This window comes from Spirillospora sp. CA-142024, assembly GCF_050942325.1.
Taxonomy (GTDB): Bacteria; Actinomycetota; Actinomycetes; order Streptosporangiales; family Streptosporangiaceae; genus Spirillospora.
Genome location: NZ_CP192077.1, coordinates 4,244,237 through 4,260,930, shown reverse-complemented (window position 1 = coordinate 4,260,930; position 16,694 = coordinate 4,244,237). Strand labels below are relative to the sequence as shown.

The 16,694-nt window shown below is 71.6% G+C and carries 16 protein-coding genes; 4 read left to right on the top strand and 12 right to left on the bottom strand.

Annotated features, from left to right (window positions below):
• From ACQPZP_RS20540 to yhfZ, 4 genes are read right to left on the bottom strand one after another with little or no spacing between them, the layout of a single operon-like run.
• A complete protein-coding gene (locus ACQPZP_RS20540) occupies positions 1 to 1,389 on the bottom strand; it encodes a YhfT family protein (protein ID WP_433479205.1) in 1,389 nt (462 codons plus the stop codon).
• Positions 1,390 to 1,424: 35 nt separating this feature from the next.
• A complete protein-coding gene (locus ACQPZP_RS20535; RefSeq protein WP_433469434.1) occupies positions 1,425 to 1,784 on the bottom strand; it encodes a DUF2620 family protein in 360 nt (119 codons plus the stop codon).
• A complete protein-coding gene (locus ACQPZP_RS20530) occupies positions 1,781 to 2,158 on the bottom strand; it encodes a hypothetical protein (protein ID WP_433479204.1) in 378 nt (125 codons plus the stop codon). Before ACQPZP_RS20530 ends, ACQPZP_RS20535 begins: the two co-directional genes overlap by 4 nt.
• Positions 2,159 to 2,169: 11 nt before the next feature.
• Positions 2,170 to 3,099: a GntR family transcriptional regulator YhfZ gene (gene yhfZ / locus ACQPZP_RS20525; RefSeq protein WP_433479203.1), complete on the bottom strand. Its 930-nt coding sequence runs from the start codon at positions 3,097 to 3,099 to the stop codon at positions 2,170 to 2,172.
• 141 nt (positions 3,100 to 3,240) lie between these two features.
• Here yhfZ and ACQPZP_RS20520 point away from each other — a divergent pair, with 141 nt between their 5' ends.
• Positions 3,241 to 4,890, top strand: coding sequence for a glycoside hydrolase family 13 protein (locus ACQPZP_RS20520; protein ID WP_433479202.1), 1,650 nt, complete (start codon positions 3,241 to 3,243; stop codon positions 4,888 to 4,890).
• Between the two features lie 4 nt (positions 4,891 to 4,894).
• On the opposite strand, the gene ACQPZP_RS20515 is transcribed toward ACQPZP_RS20520, so the two are convergent.
• From ACQPZP_RS20515 to ACQPZP_RS20505, 3 genes are all read right to left on the bottom strand, one after another.
• Positions 4,895 to 5,311 (bottom strand): hypothetical protein, encoded by a 417-nt coding sequence (locus ACQPZP_RS20515; protein WP_433479201.1) that lies wholly within the window; start codon positions 5,309 to 5,311, stop codon positions 4,895 to 4,897.
• 203 nt (positions 5,312 to 5,514) lie between these two features.
• Positions 5,515 to 5,709 (bottom strand): hypothetical protein, encoded by a 195-nt coding sequence (locus tag ACQPZP_RS20510; protein WP_433479200.1) that lies wholly within the window; start codon positions 5,707 to 5,709, stop codon positions 5,515 to 5,517.
• 163 nt (positions 5,710 to 5,872) lie between these two features.
• Positions 5,873 to 7,222, bottom strand: a complete 1,350-nt coding sequence (locus ACQPZP_RS20505; RefSeq protein WP_433479199.1) for a sugar ABC transporter permease — start codon at positions 7,220 to 7,222, stop codon at positions 5,873 to 5,875.
• A gap of 188 nt (positions 7,223 to 7,410) precedes the next feature.
• On the opposite strand from ACQPZP_RS20505, the gene ACQPZP_RS20500 reads away from it, so the two are divergent.
• Entirely contained in the window at positions 7,411 to 7,818 is a 408-nt protein-coding gene (locus tag ACQPZP_RS20500) for a hypothetical protein (RefSeq protein ID WP_433479198.1), read from the top strand.
• Between the two features lie 85 nt (positions 7,819 to 7,903).
• Here ACQPZP_RS20500 and ACQPZP_RS20495 read toward each other — a convergent pair whose 3' ends face one another.
• Together ACQPZP_RS20495 and ACQPZP_RS20490 are read right to left on the bottom strand one after the other, a co-directional pair.
• On the bottom strand, positions 7,904 to 8,404 hold the full coding sequence (locus ACQPZP_RS20495; RefSeq protein ID WP_433479197.1) for a pyridoxamine 5'-phosphate oxidase family protein: 501 nt from the start codon (positions 8,402 to 8,404) through the stop codon (positions 7,904 to 7,906).
• A 76-nt stretch (positions 8,405 to 8,480) separates the two neighbouring features.
• A complete protein-coding gene (locus ACQPZP_RS20490) occupies positions 8,481 to 9,029 on the bottom strand; it encodes a cysteine dioxygenase (RefSeq protein WP_433479196.1) in 549 nt (182 codons plus the stop codon).
• A 103-nt stretch (positions 9,030 to 9,132) separates the two neighbouring features.
• On the opposite strand from ACQPZP_RS20490, the gene ACQPZP_RS20485 reads away from it, so the two are divergent.
• On the top strand, positions 9,133 to 11,802 hold the full coding sequence (locus ACQPZP_RS20485) for an ATP-binding protein (RefSeq protein ID WP_433479195.1): 2,670 nt from the start codon (positions 9,133 to 9,135) through the stop codon (positions 11,800 to 11,802).
• Positions 11,803 to 11,828: 26 nt separating this feature from the next.
• Here ACQPZP_RS20485 and ACQPZP_RS20480 read toward each other — a convergent pair whose 3' ends face one another.
• On the bottom strand, positions 11,829 to 12,746 hold the full coding sequence (locus ACQPZP_RS20480) for an NAD(P)H-binding protein (protein ID WP_433479194.1): 918 nt from the start codon (positions 12,744 to 12,746) through the stop codon (positions 11,829 to 11,831).
• A 114-nt stretch (positions 12,747 to 12,860) separates the two neighbouring features.
• Between ACQPZP_RS20480 and ACQPZP_RS20475 the strand changes: the two genes are divergently transcribed.
• Positions 12,861 to 13,799: a LysR family transcriptional regulator gene (locus tag ACQPZP_RS20475; RefSeq protein ID WP_433479193.1), complete on the top strand. Its 939-nt coding sequence runs from the start codon at positions 12,861 to 12,863 to the stop codon at positions 13,797 to 13,799.
• Between the two features lie 7 nt (positions 13,800 to 13,806).
• Here ACQPZP_RS20475 and ACQPZP_RS20470 read toward each other — a convergent pair whose 3' ends face one another.
• Both ACQPZP_RS20470 and ACQPZP_RS20465 read right to left on the bottom strand, forming a co-directional pair.
• Complete coding sequence (locus ACQPZP_RS20470) at positions 13,807 to 14,790, bottom strand: aldo/keto reductase (protein ID WP_433479192.1); 984 nt, start codon at positions 14,788 to 14,790, stop codon at positions 13,807 to 13,809.
• 394 nt (positions 14,791 to 15,184) lie between these two features.
• Positions 15,185 to 16,627 carry an FG-GAP repeat protein gene (locus ACQPZP_RS20465; RefSeq protein ID WP_433479191.1) on the bottom strand — a complete coding sequence of 481 codons (1,443 nt, stop codon included), beginning with the start codon at positions 16,625 to 16,627 and terminating at the stop codon, positions 15,185 to 15,187.
• Positions 16,628 to 16,694: the final 67 nt, after the last annotated feature.

Sequence of the window (16,694 nt, the reverse complement as noted above, 5' to 3'; positions counted from 1 at the left end):
TCATCCCTTCAGCGGAGTGAACAGATCCAGCCAGTGCAGGACGTTCAGCGCGATCCCGGCGACGACGACCGCGGCCGGGCCCGCCGCGAGCCGGACGACCGGCCGTCCGAGCGACTCGTTCAGCAGGTAGAGTCCGCCGACGAGGGCGATGCCGAGCCCGCCGCCCATCTTCGCGGCGGCGGCGATCGCGCCGAACAGGATCGCGATCTCCAGGGTCTTGCCGATCGCGTCGCGCAGGTGGTCCGAGGCGTCCCGGATCGACGGGAGCATCGCCAGGCCTTTGCCGATGTAGGACAGTGCCAGGATCTCCACCGTGAGCAGCACCGCGCCGCCCAGGGCCGCCACCACCACGTTGGGCGCCAGGTAGGCCAGCGGATAGATGAAGGTGAAACCGACGACCTGGTACGCGCCGCTGGCCAGTGCGGTCGTCGCGATGAGCGGCAGGAAGCCGAACGCGCGGTAGAAGTCGACCTGCGCGGCCTCCCCGTAGTCGCCCTTGGCCACCAGGAAGCTCGTCGCCTCGCCGCCGCCGAAGATGTGCAGGTTCACCATCGCGGCGAGGGCGGCGCCGAGCAGCGCGAACCACGGCAGGTGGCGGCGGAGCCGTTCCGCGTTCGCGCCGAACAACGACGCGACGGGGTCCGCGGCGGGCTTCTCGTCCACCGGGGTCTGGGGCGGGATCGTCGCGGCCCCGGGCGCGTCCGCCCGCTCCGCGGCGGCGGCGGCCGTGCGCCGCTCCCGGACGTCCTTGGCCAGGGCGAACCCGAGCAGCATCAGCACGCCCGCGGCCATCGCCAGCGCGCCTGGGAACTGGTCCGGCCACATCTTCATGGAAAGGACCACGAAGGCGACCTCCACGGCGAAGGAGACGAGCCCGTGCACCCGCCCGAACTGGGTCGCGATCGCGATCACCGGGAACAGCAGGAACATGAACAGGATCGGCGTCGCCATCTCCTGCATCGCGGTGAGGAAGTCCACCGGCAGGTCATGTGCCGCGTTGTTGGCCCCGGACAGCCCGAACACGACGAGCGCGCCCCAGGCCCCGCCGAGGATGGGGGCCGCCCAGCGCCGCGGCGCGAAGATGCCGAGGATGTCGGTCGGCAGGAACAGCAGCCAGGGGTTCAGCACCCCGGTCGACAGCGCCATCGGGGCGCCGAGCCCGAAGACGAACCCGGCCGACAGGCCGAACGACACCGCGGTCATCTCGCCGCGGTTGGTGTTCCCCCGGATGAAGTCCAGCAGGAAGGGACGGACGCCGTCGTTGAAGACGGCGAGCGCCATGTTCGAGATCAGCGCGGTGAGCGCGCAGACGGCGACGACGGTGAGGGCCTGCGGCACGGAGAAGTCGAGTTTGTCCGCCGCAGCGGCATAGGAGAGGGCGTAGGGCATGGCTGCCTCCGAGGGGGATTTTCAGGACGGGCCGATCACCCGTTCCGCCGCCGTTCGTTGATGGCACCGGCCAGGACCGGGACGACCTGGTCGGCCTGGTCGACGGAGAAGCCGAAGGCGACCTTGCCCTCGGCGAGCGCGGCCTCGGCGTCGGCCGAAGCGGCCTGGCCTCGGCCGAAGGTGAAGCATCGGGCGGCGCCGAGCAGCCCGACGAGCACACCCAGGGATCCCCCGGCCCCGGTGTGGCACGTTCCGATGTAGTAGTCGGCCTGACCGGCCATCAGCCGCGTGGCGGCGTCCATGTCGTTGGTCACGACGACCTCGAAGCCGCCGATCTCCTCCAGCCGCCTCGCCACGTCGGCCTTGCCGACGCCGCCCACCAGGATCTTCGTCATCGCGTCGCCTCCCGTTGTCCGAACAGGGCCAGATGCAGGGCGAGGAAGCGCACTTCCTGCTCGGGCAGGCCGGCGCCCAGCGCGGACCGGGCCCGTGCGGCCAGCGCCCTCGCCCGCTCCACCGCGTCCGGATGGCCGGCCAGTTCCGCCCGGACGGTCTCGTCCGCCGGGAACTCGGTCAGCGCCGCGCCGTCACGGGCGCGCTGCAGGGCCAGCAGCAGATGGCTGACCAGCGTCCCCGCGCTGTCCTCGGTGACGGCGCCGCCCGCCGTGTCGAGCGCGCTGAGCTCGTCCCGTACGAACCGGCAGATGTCCGGCGCGGCCTGACCGGTCCGTTCGAAGATGTCGAGCCGCTCCGCCAGCAGCCGGTCCATGGTGGTCTCCTTCAGTACGAGGGCAGCCGGTCGCCGGTCAGGACGGCCTGCTGCGTGCGGGTCACGAGATCGGCCGAGATGCGGCCGCGGACCGCGTCCAGCGCCGGGGAGTCGTCGGCGCGGACGGCCAGGACCGCGCTGGAGTTGCGGTCCGCGAGGTCCGCGGAGGTCACCTCGTCGAACGGGATGGTCGTGCAGTCCTCGTCGATGTGCTGGTGGACCTCGTCCAGGTTCCACACCGAGGCGTCCACCTCGCCCCGGCGGAACAGTTCGCCCAGCTGCATGTACGAGGTCTCGACGTACCGGACGGACCGCCCGGAGAAGACCAGCCGGGTGAGCTCCTGCTGGTCGGCGGAACTGGTGTCGACCGCCACGGCCAGCTCCGGATCGTCCAGCGACACCCCCGCCCGGAGCAGCACCCCGTGCGCGCCGACGTACGTCCGCGGACCGAGGTCGGCGAGCCTGGCGATGGGGAACCCCTCGCCGAACTCCTCGAACGCCAGCCGGGACACCGCGATCAGATCGACCTTCCCGTCCATGAGCGCGTCGAGGCGCGCCTGCGCCCCGCGCATGAACGTCAGCGCGAACGGGATCTCGGCGTCCTCGAACGCCGCCCGCAGGCCCGTCGCCAGCCCCTCGTACCGGCGCGAGTACGGCAGCGGCATCGCGGCGAGCATCGTCCCGAGCCCGGCCAGCTGCCACAGCCCGGCCCGGTCGAGCTCCCGGAGGTAGGTGCCGAGGTGCCCGCGCGCCTCCGTCCGCACGGCGCCGGTGTTCTCCAGCAGCTGCAAGGCCGCCTGCACCGTGCCGTTGCCGACCCCGAGCCGCTGCGCGTAGTCGCGGATCCTCGGCAACCGCGAATCCGGCTGCTGGTTGAGCAACTCCGCCGCCAGCCGACGAGCCGCCAACCCGTTCCGCGTCAGGAACCGTGCGTCCAACATGGCTCGGAACAATAACCAGGATCCTGTACAAGCACAAGAGGCCGGCCGATCCGGCCGACGGACTCCACCTCGGCCGGGTGCCGGTGGAGCCTCGTGATCACCTCAATTGCGCATCAAGTGGATCTCCAGACAGTCGCTCGTATGGATCTTTCGAGATGGCACCCTGCGGAGTCCGCAGGCACTCGAGCAGGCGACACACGCTGGTGGCGTGACGCGGTCATCTACCAGATCTATATACGCAGCTTCGCCGACGCCGATGGGGACGGCATCGGCGACCTGGACGGAATCCGCAGCCGGCTTCCTTATCTGGCCGCACTCGGCGTGGACGCATTGTGGATCACGCCGTTCTACGATTCGCCGATGGTCGACGGCGGCTACGACGTCACGAACTACCGCTCGGTGGATCCGACGTTCGGCACGCTCGCCGACGCCTCCGGCCTGATCAGGGACGCGCACGACCTGAAGCTGCGGGTCATCGTCGACATCGTGCCCAACCACACCTCTGACCAGCATGTCTGGTTCCAGGAGGCACTGGCCGCCGGCATCTCCGGTCCGGCGCGGGAGCGCTACGTCTTCCGGCCGGGGCGGGGAGCCGACGGCGAGCTGCCGCCCAACGACTGGGAGTCGGTCTTCGGCGGTCCCGCCTGGACCCGGCTGCCCGACGGACAGTGGTACCTGCACCTGTTCGCCCCGCAGCAGCCCGACCTGAACTGGGAGCACCCAGATGTGCGCGCCGAGTTCGACGATGTCCTGCGATTCTGGCTGGACCTGGGGGCCGACGGATTCCGCATCGATGTGGCACACGGCATGGTCAAGGCGGCCGGGCTGCCCGACGTCGGTGACGCGCCGCAGTCGCGGCTGCTGGGACGGGGCAAGGTGCCGTACTTCGACCAGGATGGAGTGCACGACATCCATCGAGGCTGGCGACGGCTGCTCGACTCCTACCCGGGAGAGCGGATCGGGGTCGCGGAGGCGTGGGCGCCCTCGCTCGATCGGCTCGCCAACTACGTACGGCCGGACGAGTTGCACCAGGTGTTCAACTTCGACTACATGAGGACCGACTGGGACGCCGGTGCACTGCGCTCGGTGATCGAGAAGTCCCTGGCCTCGACCGGCTCCGTCGCCGCACCCACCACCTGGGTGCTGTCCAACCATGATGTCCAGCGGCATGTCACCCGCTACGGCGACGGCGACCTCGGATGGCGGCGGGCCCGGGCGGCGGCGCTGCTCACCCTGGCGTTGCCCGGTTCGGCGTACGTGTATCAGGGAGAGGAGCTCGGCCTGCCCGAGGTGCTCGACATCCCGGCCGAGCTGCTGACCGACCCGCAGCTCGAGAGCGTCAAGGGCGGCCGGGACGGCTGCCGGGTTCCACTGCCGTGGTCCGGCAACGAGCCCCCGTTCGGGTTCGGATCGGGCGGCGGCCGGCTGCCGTCGCCGCCCGAATGGAAGTCGCTCACCGTGGAGGTGCAGCAGGACGACGAATCTTCGACGCTGAACCTCTACCGCCAGGCCCTCCGGATCCGCCGCGACCACCCCGCATTGGGCGACGGTGAGCTGCGCTGGCTGGACGGGCCGCCCGGTTGTCTGGTGTTCCAGCGCAGCGGCCGTTCCAGCGGCCCTCGAATGCTCTGCGCGGTGAACACCGGCGACCAGAGCGTCCAGATCCCGGCTCGCGGCTCGCTCCTGCTGAGCAGCGAGCCGATCCGGACGGAAGGCCAGAACGCGGTCCTCCCACCCGACACGGCCGCCTGGTGGAGCCTTACGCCCGACGGCGGTCACCCGCCGATCTAGATGATCATTTCTTGTCGATCAGTGTGTAGCCGCCGTTGAGCACCGGTGCGTCGGCTGCGGGGGCCATGCACTTGCGCAGTGGACCGTCCCCGGGCCCGGGGCCCCCGCTCAGCCCGATCCGGCCGGGTCCCGCGCCCTTGCGGGCGACGTAGAAGCTGATGCCCATGCGCTCGTGCTTCTTCAGCATTTCCTCCCATGGCCCGCCGGGGGTGGTTCTGGTGAGCGTGCCGGTGACGGTCGCGGTCGGGCCGCCAGTGGTCAGGCAGTCGACGGTGAGGTCACCCCAGTTGGTGATGAACCACGTCCCGTCGGGCATCTTGAGGCGGTGAGAGATCCGGAATGTGCCCCACGATCGGACCACGGTGAAGCCGGCGGCGACGGTCATGCCCAGGACGGACACGCAGCGGGTCCGGTTGATCACGTGGCGCTCCGATCGAGCAGGTGGCGACTTCCGACCTCACCAGCCTGTGACCGCCGCGCCGGCCGCGCTTCCCCTCCCGGATGATCAGACTCCCCCGTGCGAGCGAACCGACGGCCTCGACGTCCGCCTGCACCGGAGCGGCCAGTGGCGGTGAACCCGAGGCCGCCGTCCGACGCTCCGGTCAGGGCATCAGGTGGAGACTGCTACCGGTCCAGTTCGCGTCCCAAGTCCTCCAGTTCGCGTCCCAGGTCTTTCAGATCGCGCGGGTCCAAGCCGCGCAAGGCGTCCCTGAGGGCCTCTCGCTCTTCCTTGCCCAGGCCGCGCACGTCACGTCTCAGGTTCCGCAGGTGGCGCAGGTTCGGCAGATGGCGCCCCAAGTCCTCCAGGTCTCTGCTCACATTCCGCAGATCGCTCAGCGTTGATCATCTCCCTCGTTCAGGTCCCGCGCGGGGCGCTGCAGGACGTCTCAGAGGAGACCGTGCGCGGCTCGGGGGCGTTGTCAGACAGGGCTTGTGCAACGTCCTGAGCCGCAACGACCGTCAGGCCCCGTGACCCGGCTTGTCACGCGGGTCCGGCGGAACGGGTTCGGGGGGACGGCTGGTCACGGTTCGGTTTGCCGTCGCGGGATGCGGCCTGGGACAGCACACCGATTCCAGCCACGGCAAGCAGGAGGGCACCGGTGACGATGTACTTGACCCCGACGCTGTAGCCCATCAACTCCATACCGTTGTCGATCACGGCGACGACGGCACCGCCGAGGACGGCGTCGAGCATCCGGCCCCTTCCGCCGAACAGGCTGGTGCCGCCGATGACCGCCGCGGCGACCGCATAGAGCAGGACGTTGACTCCGCCCGTCTCCGCGTCGACCGAGTTCGTACGCGAGGTCGCGACGATTCCGCCGATCGTGGCCATCGTGGAGCAGATGACGAACGCCGAGACGCGCACCCGGACCAGGTCGATGCCGGCCTGGCGTGCCTTCTGCGGATCGCGGCCGACCGCGTACAGGCGGCGGCCGTAGACGGTACGGCGCAACACGAACGTCCACCACAGGAGCAGCAGCGCGATGCCCGGCACCACGATCGGGACTCCCTTGTGGGAGACCACTGCGGGGTTGGCGCTGCGTTCCAGGTTCAGTACGAACACGCAGGCCGCCGACAACCCCGTCACCGCGACGACGCGCCAGATCGCCCACATCGTCGATTCGCCGGACCGTCTGTGGTGCGTGCCCTTGCGCTTGCGCCGCACCTCGGTCATCCCGTACGCCAGCACGCACGCACCCCAGACCAGCCAGCCCGTCCGAGGTGAGATCGTGCTGTTGGTGATGGCCAGCACCGTCTTGTCGGAAACACTCAAGCCGGCGTTGCCTATGAGGACCAGGACCACCCCCTGGAGCCCCAGCAGGACCGCCAGGGTGACGATGAAGGAAGGGATGGCCGTCCTGGCGACGATCAGGCCCAGGCACAGGCCGACGACCAGTCCGGCCGCCAGCGCTGCGGGCACGGCGAGATACCAGGGCACCTCGCCGTTGTGGAGCAGGACGGCCATGACGGCGCCGCCCAGCCCGGCGGTGTAGCCGACCGACAGGTCGATCTCGCCCAGAATCAGGACGAAGATCAGCCCCATGGCGATGATGGTGACCGCCGCACCCTGGGTGATGAGATTGGCGAAGTTACCGGCCGACAAGAACGATGGCCGCAAGAACGAGAAGAGAGCAGCGAAGACCACCAGGCCGGCCAGTGCGGGCACGGCCCCCAGATCGCGCTCGGCGAGACGTTTCCCACGCCGCGGGCGCTCTCCTCCCGGCGGCCCGAGGCGATCCACCTGAGAGTTGACCGGCGGACCGGATCCAGGGTTCACAGGCACAAGCTCCGATCTACGCACGCCGACCCGTACTTTGAGCAGGCTTCGCACCAGATGCCGCGACGGGGGTGAACAAATTTTCCCTCACGGCGCATCACGCTGCATCACAATCTGCTCTCGATTCCACCTCCTGCCCGCAGACCGGAACCGCCGGGCCCCCCGGAACCATCGGGCTCACCGGGCCGGACGGGGTGCGCGGGGTGGTTCGGCAGCATGGCCCCGTGGTAGGGATGGCGGGCATGAGCGAGACGCCCATCCCATACCCCGGCGACCACGACGGCCCCACACGGGTTCTGCAGCTCCACACGCGCCGCGGGGTCGTGGCCAAGGCCGGCGTCACCGTCGGTATCGACGGCGCCCACTACCACCAGCCTTGGGGCAGGGCGGCCTTCGAGATCCCGGCGGACAAGCCAGTGCACGTTGCCGTGTCGCAGGGAAGCGGCCAGATTGGCGCCGCCGCCACGGTTCTCACCCCTGAGCAGCCATCCGAACTGGAGTACCGCGGCCCTGCGGCCCTCTACCTCGCAGGCGCCATCGGAGCTCCCGGCACTGTGAAGCAGCGGGGCTGCCTGCTCCAACTCGCGATCCTCGCCCTTCTCCCCCTGGGGCTGACGATCGTGATCGTGATCGGCATCCTTCTGGTCTGATGACCGCCGACCCGGCTCTGATCCCCCAGCCGCCACAGATCCGGCCGCGTCACGCCCCTGGTGCTCGAACTCCCCGCTCCCCTTCTCAGGCGCGCTGGCGTTCTGCTCGCTGCCGGATCAGCTCCTCGACCGGGCTCGGCAGAGTCGTCTCGAAGTCGATCAGCTTCGCCCAGGTCGGGGTCACGACGATCCGGACCATGCCGTCGTGGTAGAGCGAACGCACCTCCGCCTCCCACTCGACCCGTTGCTCGGGAGTCATCTCGTAGGTGCTGGTCGCCTGGAGATACTCGTCCGGGATGCCATCGACGTAGTCCAGCTCGGCCCGGCCCCGGATGAGCAAGATCTTGGGCGGGTGCACCTCGGTGTCGATCGTCAAGGCGACCATCGGGTTCTCGCTCAGGGCCTGGAGCTTCGGAGCGTTCTTCGGAGTGCACACGACGATCTCCGAGCCGTTCCAGGCGAAGATGATCGGGATGATGCGAGGTGTGCCGTCCTTGGCGACGTACGCCAGGCGGGTCATGTCGCGAGCCAGCAGTTCCCGACTGATCGGCCGGTTCAGAACCTCGGTGATCTCGTTCGGTTGCACGGTTGCCTCCTGTTGTCGTTCTCGGCCAAGGGTGGAGCCTGTGGCTGTGTCGTACTGCACCTCGCCGACAGCGTGCTCATTTGGTGGCTTCGGCCGGGAGGTCGTAGAAGCGGCGGACGCTGGAGCCGACGCGACGCAGGTCGGTTCCGTAGATGTGCAGGGAGATGGCGGTGTCGTCGCCGATGTTGCGGACGCGGTGAATGTCGCCGGGCGGGGCGAAGCCGCTGACCTCACCGGTCCGGTTCGCATTGCTGCCGATCTCGGTCAGGCCGGTGCCGTCCTCGGAGAGCGCGTACAGGTCCTCATGCTCCACGCCGGCCAGGACGCCGAACACGCACCAGGTCACGTGGTCGTGGACACGGGTCAGCGCGCCGGGGCGCCAGACGATCGCCACCATCGAGAACGATCCGTCCGGCTCCACGTGCAGGAGATGGCCACTGGAGGTGCCGCGCTCGCCGGCGAGTTGATCCGCGGTGAGCAGTTCGGGTGGCGGCAGGTGCTCGTGCAACGCCTCGGCCACGTAGGACGCGGTGTCGCGCCAGCCGGCGTCGCGGGCGACGGCTCCGCGTACCGCGGTGATCAGTTCGTCCAGCTCCACGGCGGAGCGCATGGCTAGGGTGTTCATGGTGTCTCCCCTTCGGGTGTGCTTCCAGCGTCCGCCCGGGGGACCTGCGGTCATCCGTGCTGACCGCAGAGCACCACGGATCCCACCACGGAAAGGGGACCCGGTGGCGGAGCGAATATCGGAGCGGGAGGCCGAGGTGCTGGCCGCGCTCGGCGCGCGGATGTCCAACGTGCAGATCGCGAATCGGCTGCACATATCCGTGCGCACGGTGGAGAGCCACGTGTCGTCACTGCTGCGCAAGTACGGCATGGCCGACCGGTGGGCGCTGGCGGAGCTGGCCCGCTCCGGGGAGCGGGAGCCGGGTCCTGTGGTCGGCCTTCCGGTGTCCGGCACGACGTTCGTGGGCCGCGACGCCGAGCGCGCCGCCGTACTGGCCGCGCTCGAGGAGGCCCGCCTGGTGACGCTGCTGGGTCCGGGCGGCGTGGGCAAGACCCGGCTGGCCGCGGTGGCCGCCGAGAACGCCGTCGCGTCGTTTCCGTCCGGCGGCGGGTTCGTGGACCTGGTGCCGGTGCGCGACGGGTTCGTGGCCCGCGCGGTCGCGACCACGCTCGGGGTCACCGAGGGCTCGCATCAGCCTCTGGACGAGGCGGTCGCGGCACGCCTGGGCACCGGGCGGTCGCTGCTCGTACTGGACAACTGCGAGCACGTGATCGACGAGGCGGCCGCGTTCGCCGAGCGGATCCTGGCCGCCTGCCCGGGCACCCGCGTACTGGTGACCAGCCGGGAACGGCTCGGCCTCCCGGGCGAACGCAGCGTTCCGATCGCGCCGCTGCCGCTCGGCTCGGACGCCGAGCGGCTGTTCCACGACCGGGCGCTGGCCGCCGACCCGGAGTTCGTGGCGGAGCCCGCGGTGATCGCGGACCTGTGCGCGCGGCTGGACGGCGTGCCCTTGGCGATCGAGCTGGCCGCGGCGCGGGGTGCGTCGCTGGGCGCCACGGGACTGCTCGCCGCCCTGGAGGACGCGCTGCGGCTGCTGTCGGGCGGGCGCGGCGGCGACGAGCGGCACCGGTCCCTGCGCGCGGTGCTGTCCTGGAGCTACGACCTGCTCGGCGAGGAGGAGCAGGCGCTGTTCCGCCGGCTCGGGGTGTTCGTCGGGGCCTTCGACCTGGACGCGGCGGCCGCCGTCGGCGGGGACCGGGCGAGCGTCGCGGACCTGCTCGGCCGGCTGGTGGACAAGAGCCTTGTGGTGCACGTGCGCGGTCGGGTCAGCCGCTGGCGCCTGCTGGAGACCGTACGAGCGTTCGCGCTGGCCGAGATGTCGGCCGCAGGCGAGGAGGATAAGACCAGGGCGCACCACCTTCGCTGGGCCGCCGACGCGGCGTCCACGGCGGAGGGCTGGCTCGGTGATCCCGCGTGGCGGGAGGGCTTCGACGCCATGGCCGCGGACCTGCGGGCCGCGCTGGCCGCATCCGGCGGTCCGGGCGAGGTGACGCATCGGCTGGCGAGCGCGCTGGCTCACCTGACCTTCGCCCGCCGGCACCTGCTGGAGTCCTTCGCGCACCACCGGACCGCCGCCGCGGTCGCGCCGGATGCCGCCTCGGCGGCACGCGATCTGCGCGCCGGAGCCGGGTGCGCGCACGTCAGCACCACGTCCAACCAGCACGTGTACGAGCTGCTGCTGGAGGCGGCCGAACAGGCGCGGCGGGCCGGAGACGACCGCGGCCGGGCGATCGACCTGGCCCGCGCGGTCGAGACTGCGGGCCGGTACCCCGAGGCGTTCGAGACCGGCATACCGAACGAGCGCCTGCGCGCCCTCCTCGACGACGCGGTCGCGGCCGGGTCCGGCGACGACCCGGAGGTGGCGGCGTGCGTGGCCGTGGCCCGCGCGTGGCTGGCGGGCCCGGCCAAAGGCGCGCCGGACGGCGAACTCGCCTCGGCCGCCGTCGCCGCCACCCGGGCGACCGCGGACCCGGTCCTGATCAGCTCCGGGCTGTGCGCGGCGGGGACCGCGGCACTGCACGCCGGACGGCTGCGCGAGGCCAACCGCATCACCCGCGAACGCCTGCGGCTGCTGCCGTCCATGGACCGCGACGACCCGTACTGCGCGCCGGAGATCTGCAACACCTACGGCCGCGCCTGCGTCTACGCGATCATGGCCGGCGACCTGCCCGGCGACCTGCCCGGCGGGATGGCCGCGGCGCGGGCGGGTATCGAGGACGACCTGCTGAGCGACACCCACATCACGGCCAGCCGCCTGGTCCAGCCGCTCGTGCTGACCGGCCGCTTCCGCGACGCGATCGGCTACGCCGAACGGATGTGGGACCAGTGGGAACGCGCCGGGCGGCCGGCCCCGCTGTGGATGCTCCCGGCCGTCTGCACAACGGTGCTGGCGTGCGCGATGGTCGAGGAGGACGTCGCGCTGTGGCGGTCCCGCGCCGCGGAGGTGGCCGGCGGCACGCTCGGCACGGCCGCGGTCGCGGCGTTCGTCGACGCCCGCCTCGCCCTCCACGACGTGCGGTACGACGCCGCCGACCCCCTCGTACGCCAGGCCTTCGCCGTCAACGCGCCGCTGGACCCGTACCTGGCGTACGCCCGGGCGGCGGGCGCGGAACTGGCCGTGGCGGCGGGCCTGCCCGACGCCCCGGACCTGCTGGCCGCCGCAACCCCGCACGCCGAGGAGAACGCCTGGACGGCCGCCTGCCTCGCCCGAGCGCGCGGACGCCTCCACGAAGACCCTTCCGAGCTGGCCCGCTCCATCGAAGCGTGGGAACGCCTGGACGCCCAAGCCGAACGAGCCCACACGGAAACCCTGCGAGCCCAGCTCGATGCATGAACGCGGTGACCGGCGGTTCGGTTCGGTCAGCGGGCATCGACTGCCTTCGGCATTGCGAGGACGGCGGGCTTGAGAGTCTGCGCGCACCACTGCGCGAATCCGGTGGCCGGGCCCGCCTGCGGCGAGCGGCCGACGCCCGAGTCCAGGCCCTGGTCCTTGGCGCGCTTCATGTCGACCATGCCCTCGACGAACGCCTCGTCGAGGCCGTGGCCGAGCATTGTGGACCGCAGCTCGTCGAGCGGCTGGCGCCGGTAGCGGACCGGACGGCCCAGCTCCTCGGACATGATGCGAGCCAGGTCGTTCGGCGACAGGTTCTGCGGGCCGAGCACCGGAACACTGCCGACGCCGGACCAGGAGCGGTCCAGCAGCAGCCCGGCCGCCGTCGCGGCGATGTCGGCGACGGCCACCAGCGGGGCCGGACGGTCCGCGGCGACGGTGTCGGAGAAGACGCCGTCCTCACGGATCGAGTCGGCCTCCTCCAGCAGGTTCTCGTAGAAGGACGGGCAGGCCAGGGCGCGGTAGGCGACGCCGGAGCCGGCGATCAGGTCGTCCATGGCCAGGGAGGCGGTGACCAGCCCGGCCTGGGCGGCCTGCGGGGTGCCGCGGCCGAGCGCCGAGACGCCGACGACATGGCCGACACCCCAGGCGGCGAACGCCCGCGCGGCCGGGCGGGTGAAGCCGCTGTACGCCTCGTCGGGCGTGACCGAGGCGTCCGGCGGCACCAGCCAGAAAACGGCGTCGGCGCCGGTGAAGGCGCGTTCGGCGGTCGCGGCGTCGCCGTGCGAGCCGGTGACCACCTCGACCCGTCCGCGGGCGGTCTCGGGGAGCCGGGCAGGATCGCGGACCACGACGCGCAACTCCTCTCCGCGTGCGGGCGCGGCCTCGACCAGCAGCGACAGCAGCCTCCGGCCGATGTTCCCGGTGGGGGCGGTAATGACGATCATGAAAACCTCACGGTCTCTGCCGGATCGTTGAGCCCCCTCATCGTGCAGACCTGAACCGTATTGCCACAATGGGAACTTCAGCATCCAATCATTGCCTGAAACGGAATAATGCCGGTGACGAGCCCAGCCCCGAACCTCGACGCCAACCTCGCCGTCGCCCTCGACGCCCTGCTGACCGAGCAGAGCGTCACCCGTGCCGCCGAGCGGCTGCGCACCTCCCCCGCGGCGATGAGCCGCACCCTGGCCCGGCTGCGCCGGGTGCTCCAGGATCCGCTCCTGGTGCGTGCGGGACAGGCGATGGTGCCCACACCCCGCGCCGAGGCGCTGCGGGACGAGGCCGCCGCGGTGGTTCGCCGGCTGGAGTCCCTGCTCGCCCCGAGCGGCGAGATCGACCTCGCCGCACTCCGGCGCACCTTCACCGTGCAGGCCTCGGACCTGGTCGGCGCGGCGCTGGCGCCGGGTCTGCTCGACCTCGCCCGGCGGCAGGCACCGGGCGTCTCGCTGCGGATACTGGCCGAGGAGTGGGAGGCGGGCCCCGCGCTGCGCGAAGGCCGGATCGATCTGGAGATCGGGGCCATCGACCACGTCGACCCCGAGACCCGGGTCGAAGAGCTGGTCACGCTGCGCATGGCGGTCGGCGTCAGGGCAGAGCACCCGCTCACCAAAGGACCCCTGACGCCTGCCGGGCTGGCCGCGGCCGAGCACGTGGCGGTCAGCCGCCGGGGACGCTTCACCGGCCCGCTGGACGCGGCCTTGGCCGAGCAAGGACTCAGCCGGCGGGTCGGCGCCGTCCTGCCCGGACATCTGGCGGCGATGGCGCTGGCCGCGGTCGGCGACGTGGTCTGCCTGGTGCCGACCGCGCTGCCGGGCGAGCCGCCTTCACCACTCAGCGACGCGGCGCACACGCTGGGACTGCGCCTGCTGGAAATCCCGCTGCCGCTGCCCCCGCTGACGATCGGCATGGCCTGGCACCCGCGCCACACCGCCGACGGAGCCCACCAGTGGCTGCGTGGCGCCGTACGCCGGGTACTCCGTCCGCCTCGGAAGACATGACCCCGTACTACCAGCGGTGATGGACCTGGGCTCGAATCTGACGGTCGTACAGCTCGCGGACGGCATTCAGCGTGGCCTGCGGCAGAGACGGCAGTGCCGCGGCCTGCGCGTTGGCGTGGGCCTGTTCAGGGTTGCGGGCGCCGGGAATCACCGAGGTGACGCCAGGCTGCTGGAGGATCCACAGCAGGGCCGTCTGCGCCGGGCTCGCGCCCGCCGGCGCCAGCGCCGCGAATTCTGCGGCTGCCGCGATTCCGGTCGGGTAGTCGATCCCGGAGAAGGTCTCCCCCTGGTCGAACGCCTCGCCGTGTCTGTTGAACGAGCGGTGGTCGTCGGCCGCGAAGACCGTCTCCGCGGTGTACTTCCCGGTGAGCAGCCCGCTGGCCAGCGGCACCCGGGCGATGATCCCCACCCCCGCCTGCGCCGCGGCCGGCAGAACCTCGTCCAAGGGCTTGAGCCGGAACGGGTTGAGGATGATCTGCACGCTCGCGGTGCCCGGCCGGGCGATGGCGGCCAGTGCTTCCGCGCAGGTCTCCACGCTTACCCCGTATGCCGCGATCCGCCCCTCCTCGACCAGCGTGTCCAACGCGTCGAACACCGCGTCGGAGGAGTACACCGGGCTCGGCGGGCAGTGCAGTTGCACCAGGTCCAGCCGCTCCACGCCCAGGTCGCGGCGCGACCGGTCGATCCAGGCGCGGAAGTTGTCCAGGCTGTACAGCGCCGGGTCCAGTGCCACCCGGCGCCCCATCTTCGTCGCCACCAGCACCCCGGCATCCGGATGGGACCGCAGGAACCGGCCGATCAGTTGCTCACTGCGCCCGTCCCCATACACGTCAGCGGTGTCGAAGAGGGTCACCCCCGCCTCGACGGCGCTCTCGAGCACCGCCAACGCGTCGGCCTCCCGCACCTGTCCCCAGTCCGCCCCCAGCTGCCATGTGCCAAGACCGATTACGGAGACCTTCCGTCCCGTCCGACCCAGGATGCGCTGCTCCATTCGGCTCCTTCCCCTCCTCATTCCTTGCTGACATCAGCTTCGTCGCCGACGGCGCACAAGGCCAAGCATCTGCTCAGGCCGTACCCGCAGCAGGTACGGCGGCCCAGAGGCTACCGGTCGACCTCGGGCTGCAAATTGTTGATCACTCGTGCCGTCCCCTGCGCCGATGCCGCCTTTCCGGGGGTATCGGGCTGTTCAGCGTGTGAGGAGTCAGCCGCCAGCGGCGTTGCAACCGGGTGATCAGGTGCATGCGCATGTGCGGCAGGCCGTGGAGACCGCTCCGGGCACGATCGGCCGTTAGGTGCCCTGTGGGGCGAGGTCGCCGTCGCAGGCGGGACGCACGTGCCGACCTCCGTCGGGTTCACTCAGGTGCCGTGCGGCGATCGCCCCGGGGCTACCCGGTGGGGTCCGAGGCGACGCTCGATCCGAACGCGGAACCGTCCGGTACGCCGTCGCGGGCGGCGAACCAGTTGTCCGCCACCACTGTCGTGCCGAACAGCGCCCGCCAGGGGATCGCGTGGGCGGCGCCCTTGCCGGCGTGCCCAGGGGCGCCGACCACGACTCGCGCCGCACCGGGCCCGAACGCCAGCGCCGCGCCGAAGCGAGCGCCCGCCCGCGGCTCCCCGCCCAGACCGTCGGTCTCCTGGCTGACAGACCCGTCCACCCGCGGGACGGACCCGACCTGCACCCCGTGCACCCGGCCCGCGTCGGCCAGGTCCCCCAGGTCCTCGCCGGGCACGCCGATCGCCACCGACACCTCCGGGCCCGGCAGCGACGCCGACTCGATGACTCCGGCGGCCACGCTCGCGCCGAATCCGTCGCCGTCCTCGCCGGCCCCCGGCACCCCGGGCGTGTCCTGGTGCACGGCCAGGACCTCGGTGGCCTGCCGGCCGTCATAGCCGAGGACGGTCACCATCCCGGCGTCCGCCGCGTCGCCGATGTCCTCACCGGGCGCCCCGACGGCGACGCGAACCGGCAGGGCGGGATCCCAGGCCGCCGCGACGCTCGCGCCGAACCGGTCGCCGGGCTCGGACGCGCCGCTCACTCCGGCGGAGTCCTGGCCGATCCCCATCTCCTCGATCGCCACGACCGGGTCCTCGACGATATGGACCATCCCGGCGTCCTTCTTGCCGGCGACGTCCTCTCCCGGCACCCCGATCACCGCGGTGGGCTTGTCGAACGAGCCCGCCGCCAGCGACGCGCCGAACCGGTCGCCGGCCTCCACGGTGCCGTCGAAGTCCTGCCGGTCCTGGGTCAGCACCGTGACGCCGCCGACCCGGCCACCGCCGACCGACACGACATGGACGGCGCCAGCGTCGGCCTTGGCCTCGGCGTCGCCCAGGTCCTCGCCCGGCGCGCCGACGAGCACGGTGCCGCTCATCCCGGCCACGGCCGATCCGTAGCCGTCGCCCGCCTCGGACCGGTCGGGCACCCCGCCGGCGCCCTGCCGCAGGGTGATCGGCGCGGGCTGCCCGTCCCGCCCCGGACCGAAGACCACATGTACCGCGCCGGCGCCCTCGTCCTCGCCGGGCGCGCCGACGATCAGGTCCGCGGCGCCGTTCCGATCGATGTCGGCCACCGAGACCGACGCGCCGAACCGGTCACCGGCCTCGGGCGAATCGCCGAGCCCCGCCGACCCCTGCCGCACCGGCAGCCACCGATCGCCGCACCACACCTGGACCACGCCGGCCCCGGCCTGCCCGTCGACGGTCGCGGCGGGGTCGCCCACCACCGCCCGCAACTCGCAGTTCTCGGCCGCCTCGGCGGTCCCGATCGGCACGGGCGCGACGAGCACGGCCGCCGCCGCCACTCCCACGATCCTTCGACGTCTGGTCATGAACGCCTCTCCTGCGGGGATTGCCGGCAAAGATCGCTTCTATGGAGGAGACGCCCGATGACCTTGA